Below are 25,628 nucleotides of genomic sequence, written 5' to 3' on the forward strand. Positions count from 1 at the left end.
AGATGTGTATACGAGACTGGTGTAGCCGGTCGTCGGGGTGAAAGTGATGGTGGCGGCCTGGCTGTTGAGGGAGACGATGCCGTTGGTCGCCCCGCTGACGCCCGTCACTGTGAGCGGGTCGCCGTCCGGATCGGTGTCGTTGGCGAGCAGGGACGAGGTCGCAATGGTCGTGGCGGTGTTCTGCGTCACCGACAGGCCGCTATCGGTGATAGCGGTCGGGGCCTGGTTCGTCGTGGCGCCGCCGGGGTTGAACAGCACGTCGACCCAGAAATTGGTGTTGTTAAAGCTCTGGGTCGGGAACTGGCTCTGGTTGCTGTAGACGAAGACACCGTTGCTGCCGGTGAGCGGGCCGTTGGTGATGTTGTTATTGTAGTAGTTCACGTCGCTCGAGTAGTGCCCGAGCGTCGAATGGTAAGACGCGGTGTAGGTCGCGCCTGGGGTGATGGGGATCGGGTTCGAGAAGGTGGCAGTCTGCCAGCCGTCCGAGGTCTCGTTGGTGAAGGTCGTAGTGGCGAGCTTCTGTCCGGCGCTCGACCACAGCGTGCCGACATGGACCCCGCGGTCCTGCGAGCCCTTGTAGAAGCGGATGCCGCTGATCGTGCCTGTACTGGAACTCTGGAACTTCACGCCCAGCTCGATTGCCGTGCTGTCGACGGTGTTGGTGACGGTGGGCTTGGCCGAGCCGGGGAATAGGGTGAGGGAGGGCGAGGCCGTCACCGTCAGGCTGCGCCCGACCGACGGCGTCTCAAGGTTGACGCTGTCGTCGGTCGCCCGAGTGCGGATCTGGTAGGTCCCGGCGACCTGCGGCGCGAAGGTGTAGCTCCAGCTCTCGTCGCCGGTGGCCGCGCGCCAGGTCGCGCCGTTGTCGGTCGAGACCTCGACGCCCGCGACCACGCCGCCGCCGGCATCCGTCGCGGTGCCGGTGATCGTGACCGGGGTGAAGGCCGTCACGCTCGACCCGGCGGTCGGCGTGGTGACGGTCGAGGTCGGCGCCGTGCGGTCGGTCGAGGCCGTGGCGGGCGTGAGCGCCGGGTCGAGGGTTTCCGGCTGCAGGCCCATATCGGCGAGGAGGTTGACCATCGCCTGCTGGATCCGCGGATCGGTCGGCGTCGCCTCGTTGTCGTGGTTGGCCGACAGACCCCAGGACCAGTAAACGGTGCCGGCGCCGAACACGAGGGCGCCGCTCGGCGCGCGGTAGAGCGTCAGGCTGTGGGTCGCCGTGCCCTTGCCGGTGGTGTTGCCGTAATCCTGGAGGTAGGTCGTCTGATCGAGGGTGGTCGAAGACAGTCGTACGAGGCCGGCCGGGGCCGAGGCGTTGTCGGGCGCCTCGTCCCACTCGTAGCCGAGATAGTTCTTGTTGAGCGAGGCGGTCTGGCCCGACTGCAGGTTGGCGACGCTGGTATTGCGCCAGAAGCGTAGATTGGCATCGTCGTAGGGTACCTGAATGGTGTCGAGAACATAGGAGTCGACCTTGAACATCGTGCCCGTGAGGGCATTCTCGGGGTCGTTGTTGCCGATCGTGCCGGCCGGCCCACGGGGATCCCGCCAAGTGCCGGTCCACTCGTTGGAAGGATCGATGTTCTGGTTCGCCCCCCAGGTTTCCTTGTAGGAGACGAGAGTTCGGTAGGACGTAGCATCGCTGCTCATGCTACTGTCGTACCGCGCGCGCCAGTAGATCTCGTTGCCGCTCCAGAACGACAGGTTGACGCCGGCGTCGCGGGCCGCTTCGACGTTGTCGCGCTGCCGGCCCGACCAGTACTCGTCGTGTCCGACATTGAGGTACATTTTGTGGTTCAGGAGCAGGCTCCCGTACCGATCGGCGTCGACGGCTGACATGTACGAGACGTCGTAGCCGTTCTGCTCCAGCCACATGATCGCCGGGAACTCGGCGCCGTAGATGTAGTCCTGGGGACCTGCCGCAAGGCCACCGCCGCGGGTGGTGATCGGCCGGTTGTAGCTGACCGCGTAGGCCCGCCCCTGGCCCTGGCCGGTGGCTGGGCCGTTGCCCCCATAGAGGTTGGCGCCGCCCCAGGGATTGTAGGCCTGCCACGTTGTGTCTGCTGTCTGGAAGATGATGTCGCTGCGACTTGCGTCGTCGCGGACGATGAACGGGATCTCGTTCTCGCCAGCCGTCCCGTCCTGGCGTGTCAGCTTGGCGATATAGACGCCCGAGACCGCGTCCGCCGGCACGCTCCAGGACGCCGAGACCGACCAATTGCCGGCATCGACGAGTCCGGTTGCGGCGTCGCGCAGCGGCGTCGGCTGGGTCTGCAGCCCGGTATGCTGAAGCGTGTCGATTTTCCGGGCGCCGAGGCCGCCGTAATAGCCGAGCCGGTAGATGTCGATCCGATAATTTGACGAATTGGTATTAATCTTGAAGTTGATTGTATTGCCGACGTTCACGCTGATGTCCGTGGCGAAGCCTTCGATGTTGGTGCTGCCACTGCCGTCGATGCCCCATTCGCTGACTGGGTTGCCGATCTTCTGATTTTCGAGAACGATCTTGTTGGCCGTCGTAGCGGTAACATTTGACGACAGCGAGTTAGCAGTTAGACTAGACGAGCGTACCGGCGCCACCGCGGTCGTGATCGGGCCGCTTAGGGACGGGATCAGCACCCGACCGTTGGCAAGAAGTCCTGTCTCGGCGCCACCAGGGATCTGCGTAGTGACGCCGGCGGGCGCGCCGCTGCCACTTCCAGGAAGCTGCCCGTTCGAGGACAGAATACTGCCTGGTGCCAACTCCAGGGGCCGAAGTGGGCAACGGACGTAGCCGCAGGTCCCGCAGCAGGCCACGACATTGGCCTGGACGGCGACACCCGAGGCGATGGCGTCAATGACGCTCGGGTATCCGCCAGTGCCGATCGGCGGTACCACGCTCAGGGTGGATGCACTCAACCCGATCGGGGCCGCGCCGACACTAGACGACGCGGCCGAAATCAGAGAACTCTCGGCTACCGCCATCGAGGTGGATGAAGCCGTCTCAGGTGCGGAGGAAGGTAGTGTAGAGAACGATGCGTCTGTAAGATTGACGGCCTCGATTGCGAGACCATCATCCGGTGCCACGATTTCTTGGGGCGCAACAACGGCCGCAATGGGCGCCAGGCTGCTGCGGGTGAGACCAAAGGGCCCTAGGGTACCGATGCCTGCTTCTGCCCTCCGATGCCATTCTCTCTGCAGGAGGACGGAAGGCGCCGTAGCGCGGCCATCGTCGGCAGCCAAGTCTATCCCATCGTCCGGGTCACGGACACTCATTTGGCGTGAGCCGGAGAGATAGCGAGCCGTCCGGCGGAGATCTGTCAGGAACTTAGACCGACCCGGTACAGTCCAGAAAGCATCATGGCTGTTGAATGGCATGGTGCTGGTCCTCGAAAAAATATAACGGCTTGGAGTGTTGTTATCACCGCAGCCGGGTCCGACGTGCCGACCTCCACCGTCCGGGATGTATCCCGCTCGGCTCGGTTTCCACATGATTTCTATTTAATTCTAATATTTATCACAACTGATACATGAATCGTTTCAATTTATACTTAAGTTATTGATTTATAGCTCGATCCACATACATGTGATTATAGTGCCTCCTTCATAAGGAGGGCCGCCTAAGCTGCAGGCGTAGAATCCCTCGGCCTGCAGCGTATGAGCGGATGACGAGCCTGCACAGGAGTTGAGCCCTTGAGTTCCTGCTTGCCGAAGCCATACTCGAACCTCAACCGGAGCTAGCGCATTGCGCTTTTCATCTCTGTGGCCTCACACAATATTAGATCCATGCGGTCAGTGAATTTTAGTGACGCGATACGCAGCTTGGTTATAAACAATAGTTGACGAAACAACTGTCTCAGCATGAATGATGTAACATCTTGGTTGACAGAAAATATCTATTTAATAAATATATATACTATTTGATTGAAGTCTTCGTTTTAATAAAAATTCAGCATATATTTAATTCAGATAATCCTCAAAATACATAAAAATAAGATAATTACGGATGAAATTAATATAATTATATGATAAAAATTTTTGTTTGCTTTCTCTAATACCTCTGCGCGGACGCGTCGACGCCCTTTGGGAGCATGCTGTGTTGGGTAATGCTGACGCGCAAGCTTCTTGCTGGACATGAACTTACACCATCAAATCAACGGCTTCTGAGGCTAGCCGCTCGTCTTCGATCTGAACGGTTGCGTGATCAATGCCATAACGTGCCTTCACGGAAGAGCGAATTGCCCGAATTACATCAGGACCAGCCGTTACGTCGTCCACCACGACGTGGCAGGTCATTGCGTTAAAGCCAGATGTCAGCGTCCAGGCATGCAGGTCGTAGGCACGACGCACGCCCGGCATCCTCTCGATTTCGGCTTTTAGAATGTCGAGGTCGACGCCTGGGGGAGTTCCCTCCAGGAGGATGTGAAGCGCCTCGCTCAGAAGTCGCCAAGTCCGCGGGACGATGAACAGGCCAATGCCTGCTCCAATGACTGGATCAATCCAGCGCCAACCGGTTAGCATCACTACGAGGGCCGCAATGATGACGCCGACCGAGCCCAGCATGTCGGAAAAGACTTCGAAGTATGCTCCCTTGACGTTGAGGCTGTCGGATGAGCCGCCTGCCAGCAGCTTCATGCTGGCGAGGTTCACGCCCAGTCCGACGAACGCCACCAGCATCATCGGCCAACCGAGGATCTCGTTGGGCTCCATGAAGCGACGGTAGGCCTCGTAGAGAATGTAGGCCGTTACTCCGAGCAGAACCACTGCGTTGGCGAGCGCCGCCAGGATCTCGAAGCGTAGGTAACCGAAGCTTTTGCCTGGCGTCGGCGCCTTGCTCGCGTAGTGGATGGCAAGCAGTGACAGGGCGAGGCCGCCGGCATCGGTCACCATGTGTGCAGCATCGGCCAGCAGCGCGAGACTGCCGGTGAGCAAGCCACCAATGACCTCGGCCAGCATGTAGGTCAGGGTCAGGGCCAGCGCCCATGCGAGGCGGCTCCTGTTCTTCGCCGCAGCCGAGCCCGATGGAATGCCGCCGCCGTGCGAGTGTCCGTGTCCCATGATCGCGTTTACTCCCGATTTAATGGCCTATACAGCCGTTTCTTTCACAGATAATCCCTGCCGATTGAAACGGTCATGTGCGTACCCTATAGTGTGTCTGTTCTATTGTTGTTCCGTGTGCGGAAGTGCGGCAGGATCTTGGCTTCGGATGCGTGGCGGTCGCGACGCTGACGGTTTGAAAAGTTCGGCCACATGGTCGATGGCAGGGTGGCCGGTCTCGAGACGGTGACGGCCGGAGCAGCGGGAGAACCCGTCGCCTTCGCTCACCATGACGATCTGCTCACCCCAGCCAGCTGCGGTGCGCACCCCGAGTAGGACACCTGCTGGCCAGATCACCGAGCGTGGATAGGGACCGGGTTGGAACGTTCCATGACGGCGGATGCCCTCGGCCAAAATTTGCTCGTACAGGTCCGACTGTTCGGGGAGGGATAGAACACGGCTGAACCAGATCACACGCTGCAGGCCCTCGTCCTGGCAGACCTCGAGAACGACCTCCTGGGTGTCGGCGCCGGTCGCAGGGGCGTGGCCGCGGAAGTAGATCAAGGCCGTGATGTTAGCCTCATGATCCATCAGGGCTGGTCGCGGCATGTCCGTCCTCGATGCCCAGGCGAGGCCGAAGGGGGCCTCGGCCACAGGTGCTTCAGCCCCGTCGGCGTCTGCGACCTGCAAGCCCACGGCAACCACGATCATCCCGAGCCATCTGGTGCATCGACCGCTCATGCTTCTACTCCGCTGCTTTGAGGTGCCGCGGCATCGGCTTGGCCGGGTGATCGGCGGCGTTCGCGAGCGGCACCTTGCCGAAGCGGGCGTAGAGCGCGGGCAGCACGATCAGCGTGAGCAGGGTGGCGCTGATCAGGCCACCGATGACCACGGTGGCCAGAGGCCGTTGGATCTCCGCGCCGGTCTCCGTCGCGATGGCCATCGGCACGAAGCCCAGCGACGCCACGAGCGCCGTCATCGCTACTGGCCGCAGCCTGGTCATTGCGCCCTCGAGGATGGCCTCGCGCTTTGGGCGGCCCTCCGCGACGAGCTGCTTGATGAAGGTCAGCATCACGAGGCCGTTGAGGACTGCCACGCCAGACAGCGCGATGAACCCGACCGCTGCCGGCACCGAGACCGGCATGCCACGTAGCCACAAGGCCGCGATGCCGCCGGTGAGGGCGAGCGGTACGGCACTGAACACCAGGAGCGCGTCGCGTGGTGAGCCTAGTGCCGAGTAGAGCAGCAGGAAGATCAGAAAGAAGCAGACTGGCACCACCACCATGAGGCGCCGTTTGGCCGAGGCAAGGTTCTCGAACTGGCCGCCCCAGGTCACGTAGTAGCCGGGGGGCAGCTGCACTTGGCTGCCGACCTTGGCCTGTGCCTCTGCCACGAGCGAGCCGATGTCGCGGCCACGCACGTTCGCGGTCACCACCACCCGCCGCTTGCCGTTCTCGCGGCTGATCTGGTTCGGTCCTTCGGTGACCGAGAAGCGCGCCACCTGCTTCAGCAGTACCGAGCTTGCCCGGCCGTTCACTCCCGGCGGCAGCGGCACCGGAATATTCTCCAAGGCCTCGCGGTCTTCGCGGACCGTGTCAGTGAGGCGCACGACGATGGGAAAGCGCCGGTCGCCCTCGAACACGACGCCGGCATCACGGCCGCCGATCGCCGCCCCGATGACCTCCTGGATGGCACTGGTGCTGAGGCCGTAACGGGCTGCCTCGGCCTTGTCGATCTTGATCTCCAGGAACGGCAGGCCTGCGGTCTGCTCGACCTTGACGTCCTCGGCGCCGTCGATGCCGCGCAGCACGCCAGCGACCTGATTGGCTGCCTTCAGCATCGGCTCGAACTCCTCGCCGAACACCTTGACGGCGAGGTCGCCACGGGTGCCGGCAAGCAGCTCATTGAAGCGTAGCTGGATCGGCTGTGAGAACTCGTAGACGTTGCCGGCGAGCTTGCCCACCGCGCCCTCGATCTGCTCCTGCAGTCCGGCCTTGCTCAGGTATGGATCTGGCCACTCGGCCTGCGGTTTGAGGATAACGAAAGTATCCGACGAGTTAGGCGGCATCGGGTCAGAGGCAACCTCCGCAGTGCCAGTTTTTGAAAAGACGTAGGCAACTTGCGGAAAATTCGCTATTACTTGCTCAACCTTGAGTTGCATCGACTGCGACTGAGTCAAAGAAGTCGAGGGGATGCGGGTCGCATTGAGCGCAATGCTCTTCTCATCAAGTTGCGGGATGAACTCTGTGCCAAGGCGGGTGAACAGCACGCCGGCCCCGACGAGTAGCAGCAGCGAGCAGCCGATGAACACGAGCGGGGCCCGAACTGCCGCAGCCAGGACTGGCCGGTAGGTCGCCTTAAGCGACCGAATTATGAGATTATCCTTCTCGGTCACCTTGCCGGTGATCGCAATGGCGATGAGCGCCGGCACGAAGGTCAGCGACAGGACGAAGGCTGCGGCGAGCGCGATGATGACGGTCAGCGCCATCGGCTCGAACATCTTGCCCTCGACCCCGGTGAAGGTGAGCAGCGGGACGTAGACCAGGATGATGATCGCTTGCCCGTAGAGCGAGGGCTTGATCATCTCCTCAGCCGAAGCCCGCACTGTCTGCAGCCGCTCCTCTGTGTCGAGCCCCCTGCCCAGTTCGTGCTGCCGCTCGGCGAGATGACGCAGGGCGTTCTCGGTGATGATGACGGCGCCGTCGACGATAAGGCCGAAATCCAGGGCGCCGAGGCTCATCAGGTTGGCCGAGATCTTCGCCTCGACCATGCCGGTCAAAGTCATCAGCATGGCGACCGGGATAACCAGCGCCGTGATGATCGCGGCACGGATGTTGCCGAGCAGTAGAAACAGGATGATGATGACGAGGGCGGCGCCCTCGGACAGGTTCTTGACCACCGTCTTCACGGTTGCCTCGACGAGGCGGGTGCGATCGAGGATGGTCTGCACCTCGACGCCGGGCGGCAGCGACGCGCGGATCTGGTTCATGCGCGCGTCGACCGCGGCGGCGACCGTACGGCTGTTCTCGCCGATCAGCATCAGGGCGGTGCCGATGACGACCTCCTGCCCGTTCTCGCTGCCAGAGCCTGTGCGCAGATCGCGCCCGATGCGCACCTCGGCGATGTCGCGGATCCGGATCGGCACGCCGCTGCGCGTCGCGACCACGACGTCGCTGATCTCCTCCATGCTCTCCAGGCGGCCAGCGGCGCGCACGACGTAGCCCTCGCCATTGTCCTCCAGGTAGCGGGCCCCCTGATTAGCGTTGTTCGCCTCCAGCGCCCGGGCGACGTCGCCGAACGACAGGTCGAGGGCGGCGAGCTTCGTTGGGTTGGGTTGGACGTGGTACTGCTTCTCGAAGCCGCCGATGCCGTCGATGCCGGCTACCCCCGGCACGGTCTTGATCTGAGGCCGAATGATCCAGTCCTGGACGGTGCGCAGGTAGGCGGTCTGCTCCAGCTCGGTCCTGAGCCGCTGCCCCTCGGGCGTCAGGTAGCTGCCGTCGGGCTGCCAGCCGGGCTTGCCACCCTCGGAGACCTTGCGCTCACCGGGCTTCGCGTAGTGGACCGACCACATGTAGATCTCGCCCAGGCCCGTGGAGATCGGTCCCATGCTGGGTTCGGTTCCGGGCGGCAGGTCCTGCTTCACCTGGGCAAGGCGCTCGGCGACCTGCTGGCGGGCAAAGTAGATGTCGAGCTTCTCGGCGAAGACGGCAGTGACCTGCGAGAAGCCGTTTCGCGACAGCGAACGGGTGTATTCAAGCCCCTTGATGCCGGCAAGCGCGGTCTCGACCGGGTAGGTGACCTGCTTCTCGATGTCGACCGGCGAGAGCGAGGGAGCGACCGTGTTGATCTGGACCTGGTTGTTGGTGATGTCCGGCACGGCGTCGATGGGCAGCTTCGTCACCGCGTAGCCGCCAAATCCGGCGGCGAGGAGCGACAGAAGCAGGACGAGCCAGCGCTGGTGAACCGAGAAATCGAGGATGCGACTGATCATGCCCGGTCGCCTTAATGCGCGTGATCGGCTTCGCTCTTTCCGAGCTCGGCCTTCAGGAGGAACGTGTTGGCGACCGCGATGTCCTCGCCCGGCTTCAGCCCGGAGGCAACCTCGAAGGCGTTATCGTCGGAACGGCCGAGTTGGACCTCTCGCTTCTCAAAGCCTTCTTCCGTCCGCACGAAGACGACGCGCTTGCCCTCGATGGTCTGCAGCGCGGATTTCGGCACGCGGACAGGAACCTTGTCCTGGGAGATCTCGAGCTCGGCGTTGACATATGTACCCGGCCGCCAAGCCATATCCTTGTTTGGCAGAGCGACGATGACGCGGGCCGAGCGGGTCTCGGCGTTGAGGAGAGGGCTGACGAAGATAACCTTGCCTTGCTCGTGGCGCTCACCGCCTTCCCGGCTCGGCGTCACGATCACGGATGCGCCCTCCCGAACCTTGGCAAGGTCGGAGGTCGATACCGAGAGCTCGATCCAGACGGTCGAGAGATCGGCGACGGTGTAGAGGTCGGCAGGGTCACCCTGACCGCCAACTGTAGTGCCGACGTCGACCTTGCGCTCGACGATCCGCCCGGTCAGCGGCGAACGTAGCTCGTACTGACGCAGGGTGGACGTGTTCGGGGTAGTCTCGTCCTGCTTGGCGAGCTTGGCGACCTCCGCCGCGTTGAGACCGAGCGCCGACAGCTTCTGGCGAGCGAGGTCCTGCCGCAGCACCGCCTCCGCGTAGACGGCCTTGGCGTTGAGGTAGGCGGACTCTGCCGAGATGCGCTTGTCCCAGAGTGCGGCCTGCCGGTCGAAGTTCGTCCTCTCCAGATCGGCTTTCACCGAGGCGGTGAGATACTCGCTCTTGGCATCGGCAACCTCACGGCTGTCGAGGACGGCGACGACCTCGCCCTTCTGCACGGCGTCGCCGAGGCGCTTGCGCATCTCGGCCACGGTGCCGACGACGCGTGCCGGAACACGGGCGATCCGATCGGCATCGGGCGTAATGGTGCCGGGCACGAGGATGTGCCGCGAGATCGTCCCCCCCTCGGTCTTGGCCATCTTGATGTCTTGGTTCTCGACCTGCTCAAGGGACATCTTGATGTACCCCTCCTCGCCTTCGGCCTCGGAATGGGCGTGCTCTCCATGGGCGTGGCCGTCCTCCTTCGTCTCGGGCTTGCCGTGATCATGACCGTCAGCGGCAGCCTGAGTCGGACCAGCGGAAGGGAGCGTCGTGGCCGTGACCGGGGTGTCGACCGACGCGGTGAGCCTGGATGGATTGAGGCCCGCTGAGGCGAGGATGCCCTGAACGAAGCTGGATACGGGTGGAACGGCCGCCCCCACGAGGACGCCGACGGCCACGAGGGCCGCGATCAGGAGAATGCGCATGGATGCCTGCTCGGCAGGGATCTGGAGACGATCGAACGTCCCGATCGATCCAATCTGATGATGTACGGGGTAGCCTCTCGGACCGTCTGGCCCGGGTGCGGATGCGCGCTAGCGCGCCGTGGCGCCTCAGGCGCGCGGCGGCCTTGGCAAGCGGTCTGGAGCGAGTGAGGGGGCTGCCTCGCTCACGCGGGCATAGCGCGGGCGCGACCCTTGCCCGATCGACGCGGGCGCTACGGCGTCCAGGATTGCGAGCACGTGGCAGCTGCAGTGCAGGTGCCCGACGAGCCCGGGGTCCTTGGCCTCGAGCCCATTCGGGGTAACCTCGAGGGAGGCGGAGAGTTCGATCCGATTGCGGCTGCCGTGAAATGCGAGATCTTCGGCGAGGTCGGATGCCGGCAGATTGACGGTCAGTGCCAGAGCGAGCGCGAGCATGCGGATCGTGGTCGCCCACCAGCCCGTCATCACCCCGAAAGCCCTATGGCGTCGTGCCGCGAACATTGTGCTCCTTGTGTACGGGCAACGCCCGATCCACAAGTCCGTTGCTGCCATGTGCATACGGCGAGATCTCGACATCGTCAAAGCCCGCCCCAGCGCGATGCTGGAGCGGGCTGTTCAAGGCGCGTGAGGTGGGGGAAATTGCACCGTGAAGTATGGGCCACAGGCATGCTGCGGTTCGGTTGCGAGCGCGTAGCCGATACCTGCGGCGAGGAGCGAGAACGCAATCAGTAGAGGCAGCGTCCGCATGGTGGAATTCCTCCATCGAAGCTGCCTCGCGCCAATGCGTCACTTCTTCCCGTGGCTGTGTCCGTGGTTGTGACCGTCCTTCTCGGAGTGGGCCGGTTTACCATCAGGACCCTTCTCCTGCGCTTCCCGTACGCGCGGGTCGTCGCGGTGAGCCGGGCCGCCCGAGACGGTGCCGGTGTTCGGAACCGCGCGCTCCGGGTTCGACGCGTTGCCATGACCATCCACCGCGAGGGAGGGCGCCGTGGCCGCGGCCAGCAACCCCGTGGCGAGTGTGGCGACCAGTATGCGGTTCATCGGTCCGTCTCCAGCGTCGGTGCGGCAGCGCCCGCGTCGAACGGTGATGTAGCCGGGCCGTTTGTCTCGTCGTCGCCACGTTCGTGACGAAGTGTGTCAGTCGCCAGGCCCGGTCCGGGGTAGACGGATCTCGGCTCGCAGACCGCCCTCGGACCTGTTGATCAGGTCAAGCGTGCCGCCCTCAGCCTCGACGGCGCGCTTCGCGATGGTCAGACCGAGGCCTGTCCCACCCGTGTTACGGTTGCGCGAGCCCTCCAGCCGCGCAAAGGGCTCGAAGGCGCGGATCATGTCCTCGGACGGAATACCAGGGCCGTCGTCGTCGATCCCGATGACCAGGTCGGTCGCCTCGATCGTCAGGTCGATGACCACCCGGGAGCCGTAGCGCACGCCATTGTCGACGAGATTGTCCACGGCGCGGCGAAAGGCGACAGGGCGGACAGCGGCGAGCACGCGGCCCGGTCCCCGGTACACCACCTCCCGGCCTGCATCGACGGATGCGTCGGCGATGCTCATCAGGACGCTGGCGATGTTGGTAACCCGCCGCACCTCCGGGTCGGCGTCGCCGCGCAGATAGGCGAGCGTCGCGTCGACCATCGCCTGCATCTCGTCGAGATCGGCGGCCATGGCGTCGCGATCACCCTCGTCCTCAACGCGGTCGAGGCGGAGGCGCAGTCGGGCGATGGGAGTACGCAGGTCGTGCGAGACGGCGGCGAGCGCCTGCGTCCGCTCCTCAACCAGACAGTGAATGCGCTCCTGCATGGCATTGAGGGCGCGCCCGATCCCGCGGGTCTCATCAGGGCCGATCTCGGGGACTCGCACGACCGGACCATGCCCGATCCGGCCGGTGGCTCGGGTCAGCTCGCGCAAAGGCCCGGCGATGCGGTGCATCAGGATGACGGCGGCCGCTCCGACGAAGATAGCCATGGCGGTCGCAAGCGACGCCCAGGGTGCGACCTGCACCAGGCTCGGCGCATGGGCCGAGCGGAAGGTCAGTCCGCTCCCGTCCGGGAGGCGGAAGGTTCCGCGCAAGTCCTGCCGGTGGAGCGGTTCGTCCGGCGCCTCAAGTGTGAGCACGAGGCTCGAGCCGATGACCGGCTCAAGCGTCAGCAGCCGATCGCGGAGGTTCTGGAGCGTCGGGTCAGTCGCCTCGGTGGGGGGGGCGGGCACTCGGATGTCCCAAGCGATCTCGAAGTGATTTGATGAGAGAGCCTTGGCCTCGATGCCACGCGCGTCCGGCGGACGCCTCAGCACGGCCTCCCTTGCCAGGACGAGCTGGCGAGCGACCTCGTTCGCGAATGCTTCATCCGCTGCCGCCGCGGCCGAGCGGCGATAGATGGCGAGCGCTCCGCCATGGACGAGCAGGACGGCGAGCAGCAGAACGGCGACAGTGCGCCCTTCGAGGCTGCGAGCGAGGCCGGCCAACTCCCTCATGCCCGCTCGACCTTGACGGCCAGCATGTAGCCAGAGCCTCGCACTGTCTTGATGAGCGGGCCGCCGCCGTTTGGCGGTTCGAGCTTGCGCCTGAGACGGCTGACCAGGGTGTCGACGCTGCGATCCGACGGTGCAGCGAGGCGCCCGCGGCTCATCTCCAGGATCTGCTCGCGACCGAGCACCCGCCCAGGATGCTCCAGAAACACCAGAAGCAGGTCGTGCTCCGCGCCCGACAGATCGACGGCAGCTCCGCCTGGGTCGCTCAGCGTACGGCTGCGCAGGTCGAGCCGCCAGCCGGCAAAGGTCAACGCTTCGGGCCTGGCCGCCCCGGCCGGCATGGGCGCGATGGTGGCGCGGCGGAGCACTGCTCGTATCCGGGCGAGGAGTTCGGGCCGGCCGAACGGCTTGGCGATGTAGTCGTCGGCACCGAGCTCCAGCCCGAGGACGCGATCCGCCTCCTCGTTGCGGGCGCTCAGCATGATCACGGGAAGAGTGCCCCTCGCGCGTAGCGCCCGGAGGAGGTCGAACCCCGAGGCCCCGGGTAGCATGACGTCGAGCAGGACGAGATCGACGGTGAGATCAGGCAGGAACGACCACATCTCAGCGCCGTTCCGGCATCCCGTGACCCGGAACCCGCTCTCGCTCAGGATCCGGGTGACCAGTACGCGCATTCCATCGTCATCCTCGACGAGGAGGATGTGGGCTGCCTCGCTGGGCAACAGGACTGTGAGTGGTGAGGCCATCATCGATCCCTTCATCCGGCCTACGGCTACTCGGCCGATGTGAGATAGGCCATGGCGGCGGCCTCGTGATGGTCCCGCCATGTCTGCCGCATGATCTGCTCGGACGGGGTTGGTAACCATGCCAGCCAGCATCGTGGCGACTGCGAGGTCGAGCCAAGCGGTCCAGGGACCCAGACGTCGAGGGACGTCAGCACGAGAAGGTTCTCGATCGCACTGTTGTAAAAGTAGAGTTAGAATAAACCGCTCCGGGTTTGTTGGAGGCTGTTTATCTTGGGTCAGGCGGCCAAGGCTTGGTCGCCGACGTGAGCATGATAGCGCGCTTCGGCCTCGGCGGGAGGGACGTTGCCGATGGGCGCGAGGAGGCGACGGTGGTTGTACCAGTCGATCCACTCCAAGGTGGCGTACTCGACCGCCTCGAAGGCCCGCCACGGCCCGCGTCGGTGGATGACGTCTGCCTTGAACAGGCCGTTGATCGTCTCCGCCAAGGCGTTGTCGTAGCTGTCACCGACGCTGCCGACCGACGGCCCGATGCCGGCTCCAGCTAGGATGTTCGGTCCCGCAGTGTGGTGGTACGATTGCTGCCGCATGGAGGGACGCGCTATGGGACAGGTTCTCCACGGCAGCGCCACGACGACTGAGACGGTCCGTCGGGCAATCCAAGCTCGTCAAGAGGGCGTGAGAGCCGCCGCCAAGCGCTACGGGGTCAGCCCGACTACCGTGCAGAAGTGGCGCTCCCGCCAGACCAGCAGCGATGCCCGGATGGGGCCGAAGGAACCTCGCTCCAGCGTGCTGAGCCTGGAAGACGAGGCCGTCATCGTCGCCTTCCGGCGCCACACCCTGCTGCCGCTCGACGACTGCCTCTACGCGCTCCAGCCCACCCTCCCGCACCTGACCCGCTCCAGCCTGCACCGCTGCCTCCAGCGTCACGGCATCAGCCGGCTGCCCGATGTGGACGGCGACAAACCCAAGCGGTCGCGCTTCAAGGCCTACCCGATCGGCTACTTTCACATCGACATCGCCCAGGTCAGCACGGAACAGGGCAAGCTCCACCTGTTCGTGGCCATCGACCGCACGAGCAAGTTTGTTTTTGTTCAACTCCACGAGAAGGCGACCCAGCGGATCGCCGCGGCCTTTCTGCACGACCTCGTCGCGGCGGTGTCCTACACGATCCACACGGTCCGCACGGACAACGGCATCCAGTTCACCGATAACCGGCCGGTCGACGAGGAGGCCGAGGCCCAAGCGGCTGCCTATTGGGCGACGCAAAACCGACCACGCATCTATCGCTGGCATTCGTTCGCGTGGGCCTGCGAGCAGACCAGGATCGAGCATCGCCTGACCAAACCCCGCTGCCAGTGGACGAACGGTCAAGTCGAGCGGATGAACCGCACCATCAAGGGCGCCACGGTCAAACGCTACCATTACGCCAGCCACGACGAGTTGCGGCAGCACTTGCAGCTGTTCGTCGATGCCTACAACTATGGCCGCCGGCTCAAGACCCTGCGTGGCCTCACACCTTACGAGTTCATCTACCAGAACTGGACGAAAGAGCCCGAACGCTTCAGGCTCGATCCGTCACACCACATGCCGGGACCGAACATCTAGCGCAGGCACTCGTCGATGCAGGGCTGCATGTCCGGGTCCATCGGTGCATTGTGTCGCTCTCATTGTTGGAAGTGCGCTCAAGCCATACTATGGATGCACGGACCCACTCGCGAGGAGCGGAAACACCACGAAGATTCAATATACCCCCATTGGGTATTACAACAAGTTCCTGGGCTGGCGGCCGCCCGTCCCTTCGGAGGTACAAGGAAGAATGTCGGGTTCCGAAAAGGGCCACGGTGGGATCACGGTCGAACACAAGCAGCAACTCCCCCGGCTGCGTCGCATCGAGGGGCAGGTGCGTGGCATTCAGCAGATGATCGAGACGGAGCGCTATTGCGTCGACGTCGCGCACCAGATAGACGCCATTATAGCCGCGCTGCGGCGGGTGCAATCTGACATGATCCGAGACCACATGCACGGGTTGGTGCAAGCCTCCGTCGCGAACGATCTCTCATTTGAGGAAAGGCAGCGCTTGGTCAATGAAATTGGCAATCTTGTCGGCAGGATCGTCTGATTGTTGTTTTTGACAAATTATTATCAAGACACAAATAATTCTGAGATTATTTATAACCACTAATAGTTCTATTTTTATAATTAATTATATCAAATAATACTGCATTGATTGACGCTCTTGCGTCAATTAATGCTCTCAGATGTGACGATGATCTAAATTAATTACGCATATCTATTTTGTTCAGCGCATATGTCAGGCGCACACGTCAACGCTTTAGCGCCTCGATGCTTGAACGACGGTCACTCGTGCGACGAGTATCGAATGCGAACAAACGCGCTTCACCCGTGCGAAGCCTGCGTCGGAAAGTATATCGGGCCACGTTCCGTCTGCATGAGGCTGGATACGCGCCTCGCCGAACATCATGGACGCAACCTTGAGCAAGGCGCCCTCCTGCGCTCCGCACGCCGCATCCAGATCGGAGGCAAGTAGGCTTCCTCGTCGCTTTAAGACGCGCAACAACTCACGCGCGATCCTAAGATTCGCTTCCCGTCGTTCGGAATGCAGAGCCATCACCAGGGCCACCTTGTCGAACGAGGCAGGAGGGAATGGCATGCTACCACGAGCCTCTGACACGAACGCCTTCACGTTCGAGAGGCCGGCTGCCTTCGCCTCAGCCTGCGTAACGGCGGCGCGCTCCGCACTGGCTTCCAACCCGACGAATGCGGTGCCAGGAAACCTCCTGGCGAACGCAAGCACCGGTTCGGCTTGGGTGCCCCTGACATAGAGGATGCGCTCTCCCGTCTGGGGAGCGAGGGCGGCGACGAGGGGCTCTGTGCAAGCTGTATCCCGCATTAGGACGGGGTACGTCCGCTCGAAACCGCGTCTGGCAATCCACCGGCGCGCACTAAGGAGGAGCGTCATCGTTGTAAAAACCGTTCAGGTCGACGTCGCTGGCGGTGTCGGCTCGAAGCGTACTGCTCTCGCGCCAACGACAACTCTCGCAACGTTATACATCGTAGGAGACGAAGCCCTGTTCCACCAGTCGTTGGGCGGCGAAACCGATCATCTCGCGCAGCACGCCCGGCTCCAGGCTTTTCTCAGCTAGGGTCTGCAGGCTCATCATGGCATCGGTCATCGGGTGTCTCCCGGGTTCGGCGTTGGTGTCAGAAACCCGATCCTAACCCGTCACCGCCGATGGCCACCCCCGCGAGGGAACCCGCTTGCTACAGCGCTCTAATGGCGCGTAGGCGGGCTCTCCCGCTGTCGCTCAGCTACACCATTCCAAGGGAAACGACCAAGTAGCAAGTCGTGCGCTATGCCCCTCCAACAGGAAGATCGCCGACGAGGCACTTTACGATGCTTCGACGCGCGTCAGATTGGGAGGAGGACGAGCTCCGAATAGAGAAGGTCCAGCTCGGGCGCCGTGCCGGCCAACGAGCTCCGATAGCGGTTGCCGCGCGCCTTCCGAGCGGCTCGGATCGTCGCGGGAACGAAACCCTCATCGGCCGCGAAAACCACCGCTCGGTGGCGCCTGAGGATGGCCAGCTTGATACGCTCAAAGTGACGGACGAGGAGATCCGGATTGCTGCAGTAGAGCAATTCGGAACCTGGGACAAGAACCGACCCCACAGCCCGAACCCGCCGCCGTTTCAAGATCAAGTAGGTCTGGTCGCCATTCTCCCGTACGACGAGGTGCAGCAGGTCGTAAGCGGCATGATCGTCGAAGATGCGCCGGTCAACCTCGCTGAGGAGGCTCCGGATCGTCCGGGGGTCGTCGTCGAAGCGGAGCGGACCGACCCGGAGCGTCCCCACGTTGAGTCCCGGAAGGAAGAACCGCCGCATCTTTAAAGGAAGGAAGTTTAAGGCCTCTACCATGGCCGTGGTCTCGGGACCGGGCGTGAGGGTCGTGTAAGTGACGGATTTGTCCCTCGTCGCGGCCTTGAGCAAAAGGGAGCCCTGACCTCGGTAATCCGGTCGCACATACCACGAGGTGAGATTGCAGACGCGGGCTCCCTCGTCGTCGAGGGGACGCCGTGAGTAGAGCGTTCCTAGGAACCCTACAATTTCTGATCCCGCGGCAAGAACGAACCCCGTCGTCGGAACGGGGCCAGCCCAGGGGCGCTCAAACAGCCGCCGCCAGTCTCCGGGGCCTACATTCCCGCTCCCGAAGCCTTCTTGTAGCAGGCAGCAGATGGCCTCGACATCCTCATTCTGCAAGGGCCGGACCTCCAGCCGCTCTTTCGGATGCGTTGAGCTGTGCCCCCCCTCGCCCCTTATCAATCGGCCGAGGCCTCTCACACTTGGGTCAGAGAGGAAGGCGTCGAAGGCAATCTCGCAGCCTGCCATCTCCTCGATTTCCATCAGCAGCGTGAGGAGCGTGAGGGAGTCGGCCCCGATCTCCAACAAGCTCTCGTCGGGGCTGACCGGGACGCCGACCCGACGAGACGTGATGTCCTCGAGGAGCCGCTCCAGCTCGCCTTCCACCTGGATGTCGGCGCGTGACCCGACCGCGCCGGTCGGGCGCTCGTGCTCCGCCGCGCCATTCCGTCCGATGGCGTCACGGATAGCGTCGGTCGAGGCAGGATTGGCCAGCGCATCAAGGTTGCGCACCGCATGGCCATTCACGGCGTCCCGGGCCGCCGCTTCGGAGCGCTTGCCGTTGAACGTCGTCGGCAGGTCGCTGACCTGTATGCATCGCGCCGGAACCATTGCCGCCGACCCATCTGCAGCCAAGCGCGAGCGGATGCGCTTGGTCAGTTCGGGGTCCAGCGTCGCGCCTTCACGCAGCACGACGAGGAGGACCAGCTGTGTGCCGCCCGGTGCGGCCTCCACCCGCTGCTCGACCGCCATCGCCTCCACGATCTCGTCCATCGCGCGCAGGATTTCGTAGATCTCGGCGGGCCCGACCCGGACGCCGCGGATGTTGAGCACACCGTCCGAGCGCCCGTGCAGCCGGGCCCCTCCAAAGGGGGTAAAGGCGACCAAGTCGCCATGCGTCCAGAGTGGCGGGTTCTGACTGAAATAGCTGGCGTGGAAGCGGCTCCCGTCCGCGTCCCCGAGGAACCCCAAGGGCCGGGAGGGGAAGGGGTTGGCGCAGACGAGCTCACCGATGCCGGCGCTGTCCTCCGCGAGGACCTGCACGTCGAGCCCGAGGCTCCGACACTGCGCCTCACCGCGTTGGACCGGAAGCAGCGGGTTGCCGAGAACGAAGCAGCCGATGATGTCGGTTCCGCCGGAAATGGACTGGAGCGGGACGGCTTTCACGTGCTCCCAGACCCAATCGAATCGGCGATCGTGCAGGATTGATCCCGTGGACAAGATGGCGCGCAGCGCCGTAAGGCCGAATGCGGCACGCGGCGAGAACGACGCGCCCTCGCAAAGCTCAAGATAGGCCGGGCTGGTGCCGAACACGTTGATAGCCCGCCGCTCGACCAGCGCCCAAAGGGTGTCTGGGCCCTGGACAGGGCCATCGAAGAGGACGAGTTCCGCGCCGCTCGCGAGGGCGGAGAGTTGCCAGTTCCACATCATCCACGCGCAGCTGGTGTGAAAGTAGATCGTCTCTGCGGGTCGAATGTCGCAGTGGAGCCGATGTTCCTTGATGTGCTCGATCAGAGTACCGCCGGCCCCGTGCACGATGCACTTGGGCGCTCCAGCCGTGCCCGATGAGAACATGATGAACAGGGGGTGGTTGAAGGGGAACCGCTCCCAGGTGAACTCGGCCTCGTCCTCCTGCGAGATCAGGTCGGTGTAGCGCAGGACCGGCACCCCGATCCCAGACGCGGGCTCGCCCGCATCCAGCGCGATCAGGTAGGTCAGGGAGTTGAGCCCTCTGGCCACCTCTGCTATCCGGCCGGCGACCGGGACGCCCGTATCCCAGGGCTCCGGCTGCAGATGGGCGAAGAGCAATCTGGGCGCGACGGGGCCGAGCCGGGACAGCAGGGCGTGCGCGCCCATGTCGGGGGCGCAGCTTGTGAACACGGCCCCGATCGCAGCCGCGGCCAGGGCGGCCACCACCGCCTCGGCGTTGTTGCGCGCGACCGCCGCAACCCGATCGCCCGGCCGGATGCCGAGCCGACGGATCGCGTTGGCGAGAGCGATGACGCGACGGCACAGCTCGGATCGGGTTAGCTCCTCGTCCGGCCGGTGCGGATGGCAGGCCGTGAGCGCCGGCCCATCGCCGTCCCGGCCGGTGAGCAGGGCCTCCGCGTAATTCAGTCGGAGGTTGGGGAAGAAGCGGGCCCGCTCGCATAGCGCGCCGTCGCAGACGGGGCTGGTGCTGCCCGAAACCGGCACCCGGCTCCAGCCGAGGAACAGGGACCAGAACTCGCGAAACTCCTCGACTGCGTAGGCCTCGAAGTCCCGGTACTCCGGGAACCTCCGGCCCATCCGGTGCTCACAGAAATGTATGAACTCCGTCATCTGGGGCGGCGCAGGGCCGGCTCCATCCCAGCCTGGGACAGTGCTGGCGCCCATTCTGTTGCGCCGGGGGAACGAAGTGTCTCGATCTGTCACAGCAGCGCCCTCGATAACCCTCAACTTGGCTTAGTAGAGCAATACCCGCTCCATTCGGGGCGTGTCGCAAACTCGACTGCGGGCCGCGGAATGGCCTCTGTCGCCCCACTTTTCATGCTTTGTTCGCAATGGGGAGTTGGAAGCACGTGGCGAGGAGCTGGTTCTGCTCCCGCACAATTCACCCGGCCGCGAACCCGCAACACTTTTATAGCCACATCATCGCGTAAATTAAATTTGCCTTAAGAAAGTGAAGATTTTTTTCATTAATGAGGAGAATTTGATGGTAAATATGAAGTATATATTTACGAAATATTCTCGCGCTGAGGCACTGCGAATGGCGCAGACAGGCGGCTTTTCCCGATGCGATGTCGCCGCCGATGTCGGGATCGGCCTCTCGACGTTGTGCAACTGTATCGACGGTTAGCGTGAGGATCGTGTCCCAGGTGCGATCGCGACGTTCGCCTCGGGACTGAAGGCGGACATCGCGGCCGTCCGGGCTGCATTGGCGGAGCCCTGGAGCAGCGGCCAGGCCGAAGGCCAGATCAACCGGCTCAAGCTGATCAAGCGCCAATGCTACGGACGGGCAGGCCTTGATCTACTGAAGCGCCGCATGGTGCTGGCAGCCTGATCCACGCAAAGCGAGCACGAACCCCGATCCGGGCCAATCCCAATCCCAATCCCACTGTCCGTAGGCGGGCAGATCCAGCGACAGCTCCACAAGCAGCGCCTCCAGCTCCGGTGCCGTGCGGTTCTTCAGCAACGGCTTGCGCCGGCTCAGCTCCTGCAGAGCGACATCGCCGCCGGTTTCGTAGAGCTCGCGGAAGCGGTAGAAGCTGTCGCGCGAGTAGCCCATCATCTTGCAGGCTTGGCTGACGTTGCCGAGCTGCTTGGCCAGCTCCAACAACCCCACCTTGCCGCGGATGACCTTCTGGTCCCTCGTCATGGTCGGTGTCCTCTCGAACGCCGAGGCCGGGCGCTGCGCTCCCCGACCACTCCGCGCCCGGCCTCGGCTTGCGCCGCAGCTTCGAGACACCGTCTGTCGGATCAAATCCTAACTACTGCAACTGATGAGCCTCTGGCCCGATCTTCGAAGGTTTCTCTTGGTTCCACCGCCGCGGCACCACATCTGCATCCCACCAGGGCGCACGCGTTCCGCCGCCATGTACGGCTCTCGCATCCGTTGCACGGTTGCGACACCCTCCAATTATCACGGGAAACCCTGCCCATCCATTCCCAGCATTGTGGTGCCCAATGTCCCAACCGGGCATATTCGGGAACCACGACCACCAAGCTCCCGAACATGACGAACGTGAACGACGCCTGGATCGGCAACCTCGTCCGGCACTGGCGCGAGGACCCCGGCGCCTCCTACCAGACTTGGTTCCTGTGGGAGGAGCGCATCAAGAACTTCCGCTCGATCCGGCGCGGCATCCAGGCGGTCATCGACGAGATTCGGGCCGACACCTTCGGCAACGCTTACCGCGGCTCGTCGCTGGAAACCGTCGTCGCCTCCATCGCCGAGCAGCGCCAAGTGTTCAAGGGCGCCGACCATGCCTTCCTCTGGAAGCCCAAGCTCCGAATCCCCGACATATACGAGGATCGGTCGAACCAATTGGTCTTCGGGCGCTTCCTCGACACCTGCCTGTGCTGCAACGCCGAGGCGCAGGTCCTGGCGGCGATCCGAACGCTCGACCAGTCGCGCATCAAGGGGCTCGGCCCGGCCGCGGCGAACCTGCTGTACTTCCTGCACCCGACCGTGGCTCCCCCGTTCAACACTGCCATCGTGAAAGGTTTTAACGGGCTCATGGGCGCCAATGTGAAGCTCGGCAAGTGGGACGAGTACCTCGCGATGCGTCAGGGCATCCTGGCCCTCAACGCCGCCCACCGGACGCTTCTGTCGAACGATCTCGGCGCCGTAGCCGGCTTCCTCTTCGACGTCGGCTCGGGGCGCTACCCGCTTCCCGAGCGTGATGCCACCGCGGCGCTGGAGCGGTGGCGGGAGGATCTCGAACGCGTGCGGGCCGAGGCGGCCTGCGCCGTCTCGAAAGCGGCGCAGGCCGCGAGCGAGGCAGACCACACCCATACCGAGATCCAGGGCTGGCTCCGGGACCTCGGGCTCGCTCTCGGTTTCGACGTCTGGGTCGCCTCAAACGACGGCAGCCGTCCTTACGCTGGCGGAAGGTTGTCCGACGGCTGCCTCGACCGGCTGCCTGGGCGATTGACCGCGAACGGCTCCGCCGAGACCGTCCGGCTCATTGACGTGATCTGGTTAGATGCGGCCAGCCGCGACGTGGCGGCGGCGTTCGAGGTCGAGCACACGACGAGCATCTACTCCGGTATCGTGCGGATGCTTGACCTAGCGCTCGGCGTCGAGGGCGGAACAGCCCGCAACTTCTTCCTCGTCGCGCCCGACAACCGGGAAGACGATGTGCGGGCGCAGTTCGCCAGGCCGGCATTCTCGCGGGTGAGCGAGTTGGACCTCCGCTACCTGCCCTACAGCGAATTGCGCGGGCATCGCGAGACCATCGCGCGCTTTGGAACAGGCCTCAAGGGGGTACTGGCCATCGCACGACCAGTCGGTGCACCACGTTGAACTCTTCCTGCTAGTCCTGTCGAGGATGGTGCTCTCGAACAGCAGCGACGGGGTGGAGAAGCGACTCACCCGATAGCACCTGTAGGCGCGGTCCCGCTTGGACCATGACGGTCTGCCGCCGGCCCAGAGTTCCCGTGGATCATCAAAATCTCCTAGAAACCGCGGCCTTCAGGCCGGGGAGCTCGCACATTTTCTCGTTGTTGCCGGACATATTGGGCGACCACAGAAAGCGGAGCGCCGCCACAAGAAGCTACGAAGTACGACCGCGACACTGGCTTCGACGCCTCCGTCTTCTGCGAGTTCCGGACGCGCCTCGTCGCTGGCCGGGCCGAGCACCTGCTCTTCGACGCCGTCCTCGAGATTGCCCGCGCCCGCAACCTCGTTCGTTCGGGAGGGCGGCAACGGACTGACGCGACGCACGTGCTGGTGTAGCCGCCGATGTGAAACTGGCTCTCCCTCTCTTTTGGTGCAATTGGAGGCTTTCCGATTGATGTAACGCTCTGCGCGGACTGAGGTTTTCGAAGTGCGCCGCTTCACACCGGCAGGCACCTGCTTGCGTCATAACGGCAGCCGAAAATCCCCAAGCTCTTCAATAGGTTCATGAGCATCGGCAGGATGCTTCTGCACCAAAAGAGAGGGAGAGCCGTGAAACTGACCCGGTCGCCGCTTGAATCCTGACCCAGGCCGTAGGCTGGGCTCCTTCTGCGGGAGGAGGCCCGGATGGTGGGTGAGGAGGCAGCGTTGGAGATCCGGGTGTTGCATCGGCATGGGAAGGGCATCCGCGAGATTGCCCGCGCGACAGGTCTGTCGCGCAACACGGTGAGGCGCTACCTGCGCGACGAGGCGGCGGCACGCTACAAGGGGCGACCGCCCCGACCGGGCAAGCTCGATCCGTTCAAGGGCTACGTGGTGGAACGTCTGGCGGCAGCGGCGCCGGAGCGTATCCCGGCCAGCGTGCTGCTGGGCGAGCTGCGCGAGCGGGGCTATGCGGGCGGCTACACGATGCTCAAGGAGTTCGTCGCCGGCCTGACGCCGGCGCCGGCCCCGCAGCCGACGGTGCGGTTCGAGACCGCGCCGGGCGAGCAGATGCAGGTCGACTGGGCGGTGATGCGGCGCGGCGCCGACCGGCTCTCGGTGTTCGTGGCGACGCTGGGCTGGAGCCGGGCGGCCTACCTCGAGTTCGTCACCGACGAGCGCCTCGAGGCGCTGATCGCCGCCCACGAGAACGCCTTCCTGGCCTTCGGGGGCGCGCCGCGCGAGGTGCTCTACGACAACACGCGCACCGTGGTCCCGCTCCGACTATGTCGACTGATGTGCCGGGAGCGGGCATGATCAAGGCGGGGTGAAGGCGGATCAAGGTCTCGGGCCGCGCGGCCTCGAAGCCGCGGCAGGCGACGCGTGCGGCGTGGTCTAACGAGACTGCGAACGGCTCACCGAGCTATGCGGGGATTTGGGTGACGAGGTCGGTCAGGCGGCGCGGTGATCAGGGCTCGCGGTGACCTCGGTCCCGTCCCGGAAGATGACGCCGGCCACCACTTTCGGCAACTGGTTCTCGCCCGTCAGCCGCCGCCAAGTCTTTGCCGCGGCCATCACGAGCTTGAACACCATCAGCTTGGCAGTCGTCGGCGAGAGCGCCCCCTTCGTGCGCACCGTCCGGTGCCGGACCGTCGCAAACACGCTCTCGATCGGGTTCGTCGTTCGCAGATGATCCCAATGCTCGGCTGGCATGTCGTAGAACGCCAGCAGCGCTTCCTTGTCCTTCGTCAGGCATTCGGTCGCACGGGCATACTTCACCCCGTACTTCTCCACGAACACGTCCATCGCCACCTCGGCTTGCGCCCGCGTGGCCGCGCCGGAGATCTCGCGCAGATCCGCCGTCATCGCCGATTGGAGCGACTTGGGTACCTTGTTGAGGACGTTGGCCGTCTTGTGTTGCCAGCAGCGCTGGTGTCGTGTGCCGGGAAAGACCTCGTCCAGCGCCTTCCAGAAGCCCAGAGCCCCGTCACCCACAGCCAGCGTCGGCGCCACCGACAACCCGCGCCGCTTCACATCGACCAGCAGTTCCCGACAGCTCTGCGCACTCTCACGCACGCCGACCTGGAAGCCGATCAGCTCCTTCCTGCCTTCCGGCGTGGCGCCAATCAGGACCAGCATGCATTCGGCCTGCTCCTCCATCCGCGCCTGCAGGTAGACCCCGTCGGCCCAGACGTAGACGTAGCGGCGCGCCGAGAGATCGCGCGCCTGCCAGCGGGTGTACTCGTCAGCCCACGTCGCGGTCAGCCGCGTCACGACCGCCGGCGACAGGTTCGGGGCGTCTTTGCCCAGGAGGGCCGCGAGCGCCTCCTGGAAGTCGCCAGTCGAGATCCCGCGCAGGTACAGGACCGGCAGCAACGCATCCAGGCTGCGGGTGCGCCGCGCCCAGCGCGGCAGCAGGGCCGAGGAGAACCGGATCCGCTCCTCGGGGTTGGTCGCGCCACGATCGCGGATGCGCACCCGCGTCACCGGCACCGGGCCGATGCCGGTCTGGATCGCGCGCTCGGGGCCGTGCCCGTGGCGCACCAGCCGGGCACGGCCATCCGGCAGTCGCAGATCCTGCATTGCGCTCAGGAAGGCCTCGGCCTCGAGTTCGACCGCCTGGGCGAGCAAGCGGCGGGCCCCGGCCCGCAGCACCTCGGTCAGGGGATCGTCGATTTCTTCAGGCTGACGAAGTCGGACGATGTTGGTAGGGCTGTTCATGGCGTATCGCTCTCAACGAGAGGTTATGGCGTATCGCTCTCAACGAGAGGTTCTGGCAGGCTCGACACCCGCCTCGATACGCCGCCTTCATCCAAACCGCGTCACCCATTCTCCCGCATAGCTCCGGCTCACCGGC

The 25,628-nt window shown here is 64.1% G+C and carries 18 protein-coding genes and 4 pseudogenes; 7 read left to right on the forward strand and 15 right to left on the reverse strand.

From position 1 onward, the window contains the following. The 6 genes from VP06_RS09490 to VP06_RS09515 all read right to left on the reverse strand — a co-directional run. The coding region (locus VP06_RS09490; protein ID WP_425350899.1) for a N,N-dimethylformamidase beta subunit family domain-containing protein at positions 1 to 2,961 on the reverse strand (2,961 nt) is incomplete at its 3' end. Between the two features lie 1,155 nt (positions 2,962 to 4,116). After that, positions 4,117 to 5,034, reverse strand: a complete 918-nt coding sequence (locus VP06_RS09495; protein ID WP_048447269.1) for a cation diffusion facilitator family transporter — start codon at positions 5,032 to 5,034, stop codon at positions 4,117 to 4,119. Positions 5,035 to 5,136: 102 nt separating this feature from the next. Further along, the gene (locus VP06_RS09500) at positions 5,137 to 5,724 is read right to left on the reverse strand and encodes a hypothetical protein (protein ID WP_048447270.1); all 588 of its coding nucleotides are present in this window, start codon (positions 5,722 to 5,724) and stop codon (positions 5,137 to 5,139) included. Between the two features lie 34 nt (positions 5,725 to 5,758). Next, entirely contained in the window at positions 5,759 to 9,007 is a 3,249-nt protein-coding gene (locus tag VP06_RS09505; protein ID WP_048463546.1) for an efflux RND transporter permease subunit, read from the reverse strand. An 11-nt stretch (positions 9,008 to 9,018) separates the two neighbouring features. Then, positions 9,019 to 10,380: an efflux RND transporter periplasmic adaptor subunit gene (locus VP06_RS09510; RefSeq protein WP_048447272.1), complete on the reverse strand. Its 1,362-nt coding sequence runs from the start codon at positions 10,378 to 10,380 to the stop codon at positions 9,019 to 9,021. 126 nt (positions 10,381 to 10,506) lie between these two features. After that, on the reverse strand, positions 10,507 to 10,812 hold the full coding sequence (locus tag VP06_RS09515) for a hypothetical protein (protein ID WP_245291117.1): 306 nt from the start codon (positions 10,810 to 10,812) through the stop codon (positions 10,507 to 10,509). On the opposite strand from VP06_RS09515, the gene VP06_RS37120 reads away from it, so the two are divergent. After that, positions 10,811 to 11,005, forward strand: a complete 195-nt coding sequence (locus VP06_RS37120; RefSeq protein ID WP_167350796.1) for a hypothetical protein — start codon at positions 10,811 to 10,813, stop codon at positions 11,003 to 11,005. The genes VP06_RS09515 and VP06_RS37120 overlap by 2 nt on opposite strands. Before the next feature lie 158 nt (positions 11,006 to 11,163). On the opposite strand, the gene VP06_RS34720 is transcribed toward VP06_RS37120, so the two are convergent. The 4 genes and pseudogenes from VP06_RS34720 to VP06_RS09530 form a co-directional block, all read right to left on the reverse strand. Next, on the reverse strand, positions 11,164 to 11,418 hold the full coding sequence (locus VP06_RS34720) for a hypothetical protein (RefSeq protein ID WP_082167302.1): 255 nt from the start codon (positions 11,416 to 11,418) through the stop codon (positions 11,164 to 11,166). A 96-nt stretch (positions 11,419 to 11,514) separates the two neighbouring features. Next, positions 11,515 to 12,849, reverse strand: coding sequence for an ATP-binding protein (locus VP06_RS09520; RefSeq protein ID WP_048447274.1), 1,335 nt, complete (start codon positions 12,847 to 12,849; stop codon positions 11,515 to 11,517). Further along, the gene (locus VP06_RS09525) at positions 12,846 to 13,592 is read right to left on the reverse strand and encodes a response regulator transcription factor (protein WP_425339931.1); all 747 of its coding nucleotides are present in this window, start codon (positions 13,590 to 13,592) and stop codon (positions 12,846 to 12,848) included. Before VP06_RS09525 ends, VP06_RS09520 begins: the two co-directional genes overlap by 4 nt. 275 nt (positions 13,593 to 13,867) lie before the next feature. Beyond that, positions 13,868 to 14,137: pseudogene (locus tag VP06_RS09530) on the reverse strand (integrase core domain-containing protein); the annotation flags it as partial. 55 nt (positions 14,138 to 14,192) lie between these two features. Here VP06_RS09530 and VP06_RS09535 point away from each other — a divergent pair. Continuing rightward, a complete protein-coding gene (locus VP06_RS09535; RefSeq protein WP_048463548.1) occupies positions 14,193 to 15,197 on the forward strand; it encodes an IS481 family transposase in 1,005 nt (334 codons plus the stop codon). 211 nt (positions 15,198 to 15,408) lie between these two features. Continuing rightward, entirely contained in the window at positions 15,409 to 15,711 is a 303-nt protein-coding gene (locus tag VP06_RS09540) for a metal-sensitive transcriptional regulator (RefSeq protein ID WP_048447278.1), read from the forward strand. Positions 15,712 to 15,924: 213 nt separating this feature from the next. Here VP06_RS09540 and VP06_RS38950 read toward each other — a convergent pair whose 3' ends face one another. From VP06_RS38950 to VP06_RS09545, 3 genes are all read right to left on the reverse strand, one after another. Further along, positions 15,925 to 16,572 carry a methyltransferase domain-containing protein gene (locus VP06_RS38950; protein ID WP_082167304.1) on the reverse strand — a complete coding sequence of 216 codons (648 nt, stop codon included), beginning with the start codon at positions 16,570 to 16,572 and terminating at the stop codon, positions 15,925 to 15,927. 85 nt (positions 16,573 to 16,657) lie between these two features. Further along, complete coding sequence (locus VP06_RS38560) at positions 16,658 to 16,786, reverse strand: hypothetical protein (protein ID WP_280818969.1); 129 nt, start codon at positions 16,784 to 16,786, stop codon at positions 16,658 to 16,660. Positions 16,787 to 17,022: 236 nt separating this feature from the next. Further along, positions 17,023 to 20,124 (reverse strand): acetoacetate--CoA ligase, encoded by a 3,102-nt coding sequence (locus VP06_RS09545; RefSeq protein ID WP_082167305.1) that lies wholly within the window; start codon positions 20,122 to 20,124, stop codon positions 17,023 to 17,025. 319 nt (positions 20,125 to 20,443) lie between these two features. On the opposite strand from VP06_RS09545, the pseudogene VP06_RS38015 reads away from it, so the two are divergent. Together VP06_RS38015 and VP06_RS34730 are read left to right on the forward strand one after the other, a co-directional pair. Continuing rightward, a pseudogene (locus VP06_RS38015) lies at positions 20,444 to 20,584 on the forward strand (transposase); the annotation flags it as partial. A gap of 27 nt (positions 20,585 to 20,611) precedes the next feature. Then, positions 20,612 to 20,791: pseudogene (locus VP06_RS34730) on the forward strand (ISL3 family transposase); the annotation flags it as partial. Positions 20,792 to 20,845: 54 nt separating this feature from the next. On the opposite strand, the pseudogene VP06_RS09550 reads toward VP06_RS34730, so the two are convergent. Next, positions 20,846 to 21,106: pseudogene (locus VP06_RS09550) on the reverse strand (helix-turn-helix domain-containing protein); the annotation flags it as partial. 357 nt (positions 21,107 to 21,463) lie between these two features. Between VP06_RS09550 and VP06_RS09555 the strand changes: the two are divergent. Next, complete coding sequence (locus VP06_RS09555; protein WP_048447279.1) at positions 21,464 to 22,756, forward strand: hypothetical protein; 1,293 nt, start codon at positions 21,464 to 21,466, stop codon at positions 22,754 to 22,756. Between the two features lie 720 nt (positions 22,757 to 23,476). Further along, a complete protein-coding gene (gene istA, locus VP06_RS09560) occupies positions 23,477 to 24,088 on the forward strand; it encodes an IS21 family transposase (protein WP_048447280.1) in 612 nt (203 codons plus the stop codon). 135 nt (positions 24,089 to 24,223) lie between these two features. On the opposite strand, the gene VP06_RS09565 is transcribed toward istA, so the two are convergent. Beyond that, positions 24,224 to 25,492, reverse strand: a complete 1,269-nt coding sequence (locus tag VP06_RS09565) for an IS256 family transposase (RefSeq protein ID WP_048447281.1) — start codon at positions 25,490 to 25,492, stop codon at positions 24,224 to 24,226. Positions 25,493 to 25,628 lie beyond the last annotated feature (136 nt).

The organism is Methylobacterium aquaticum (genome assembly GCF_001043915.1).
Taxonomy (GTDB): domain Bacteria; phylum Pseudomonadota; class Alphaproteobacteria; order Rhizobiales; family Beijerinckiaceae; genus Methylobacterium; species Methylobacterium aquaticum.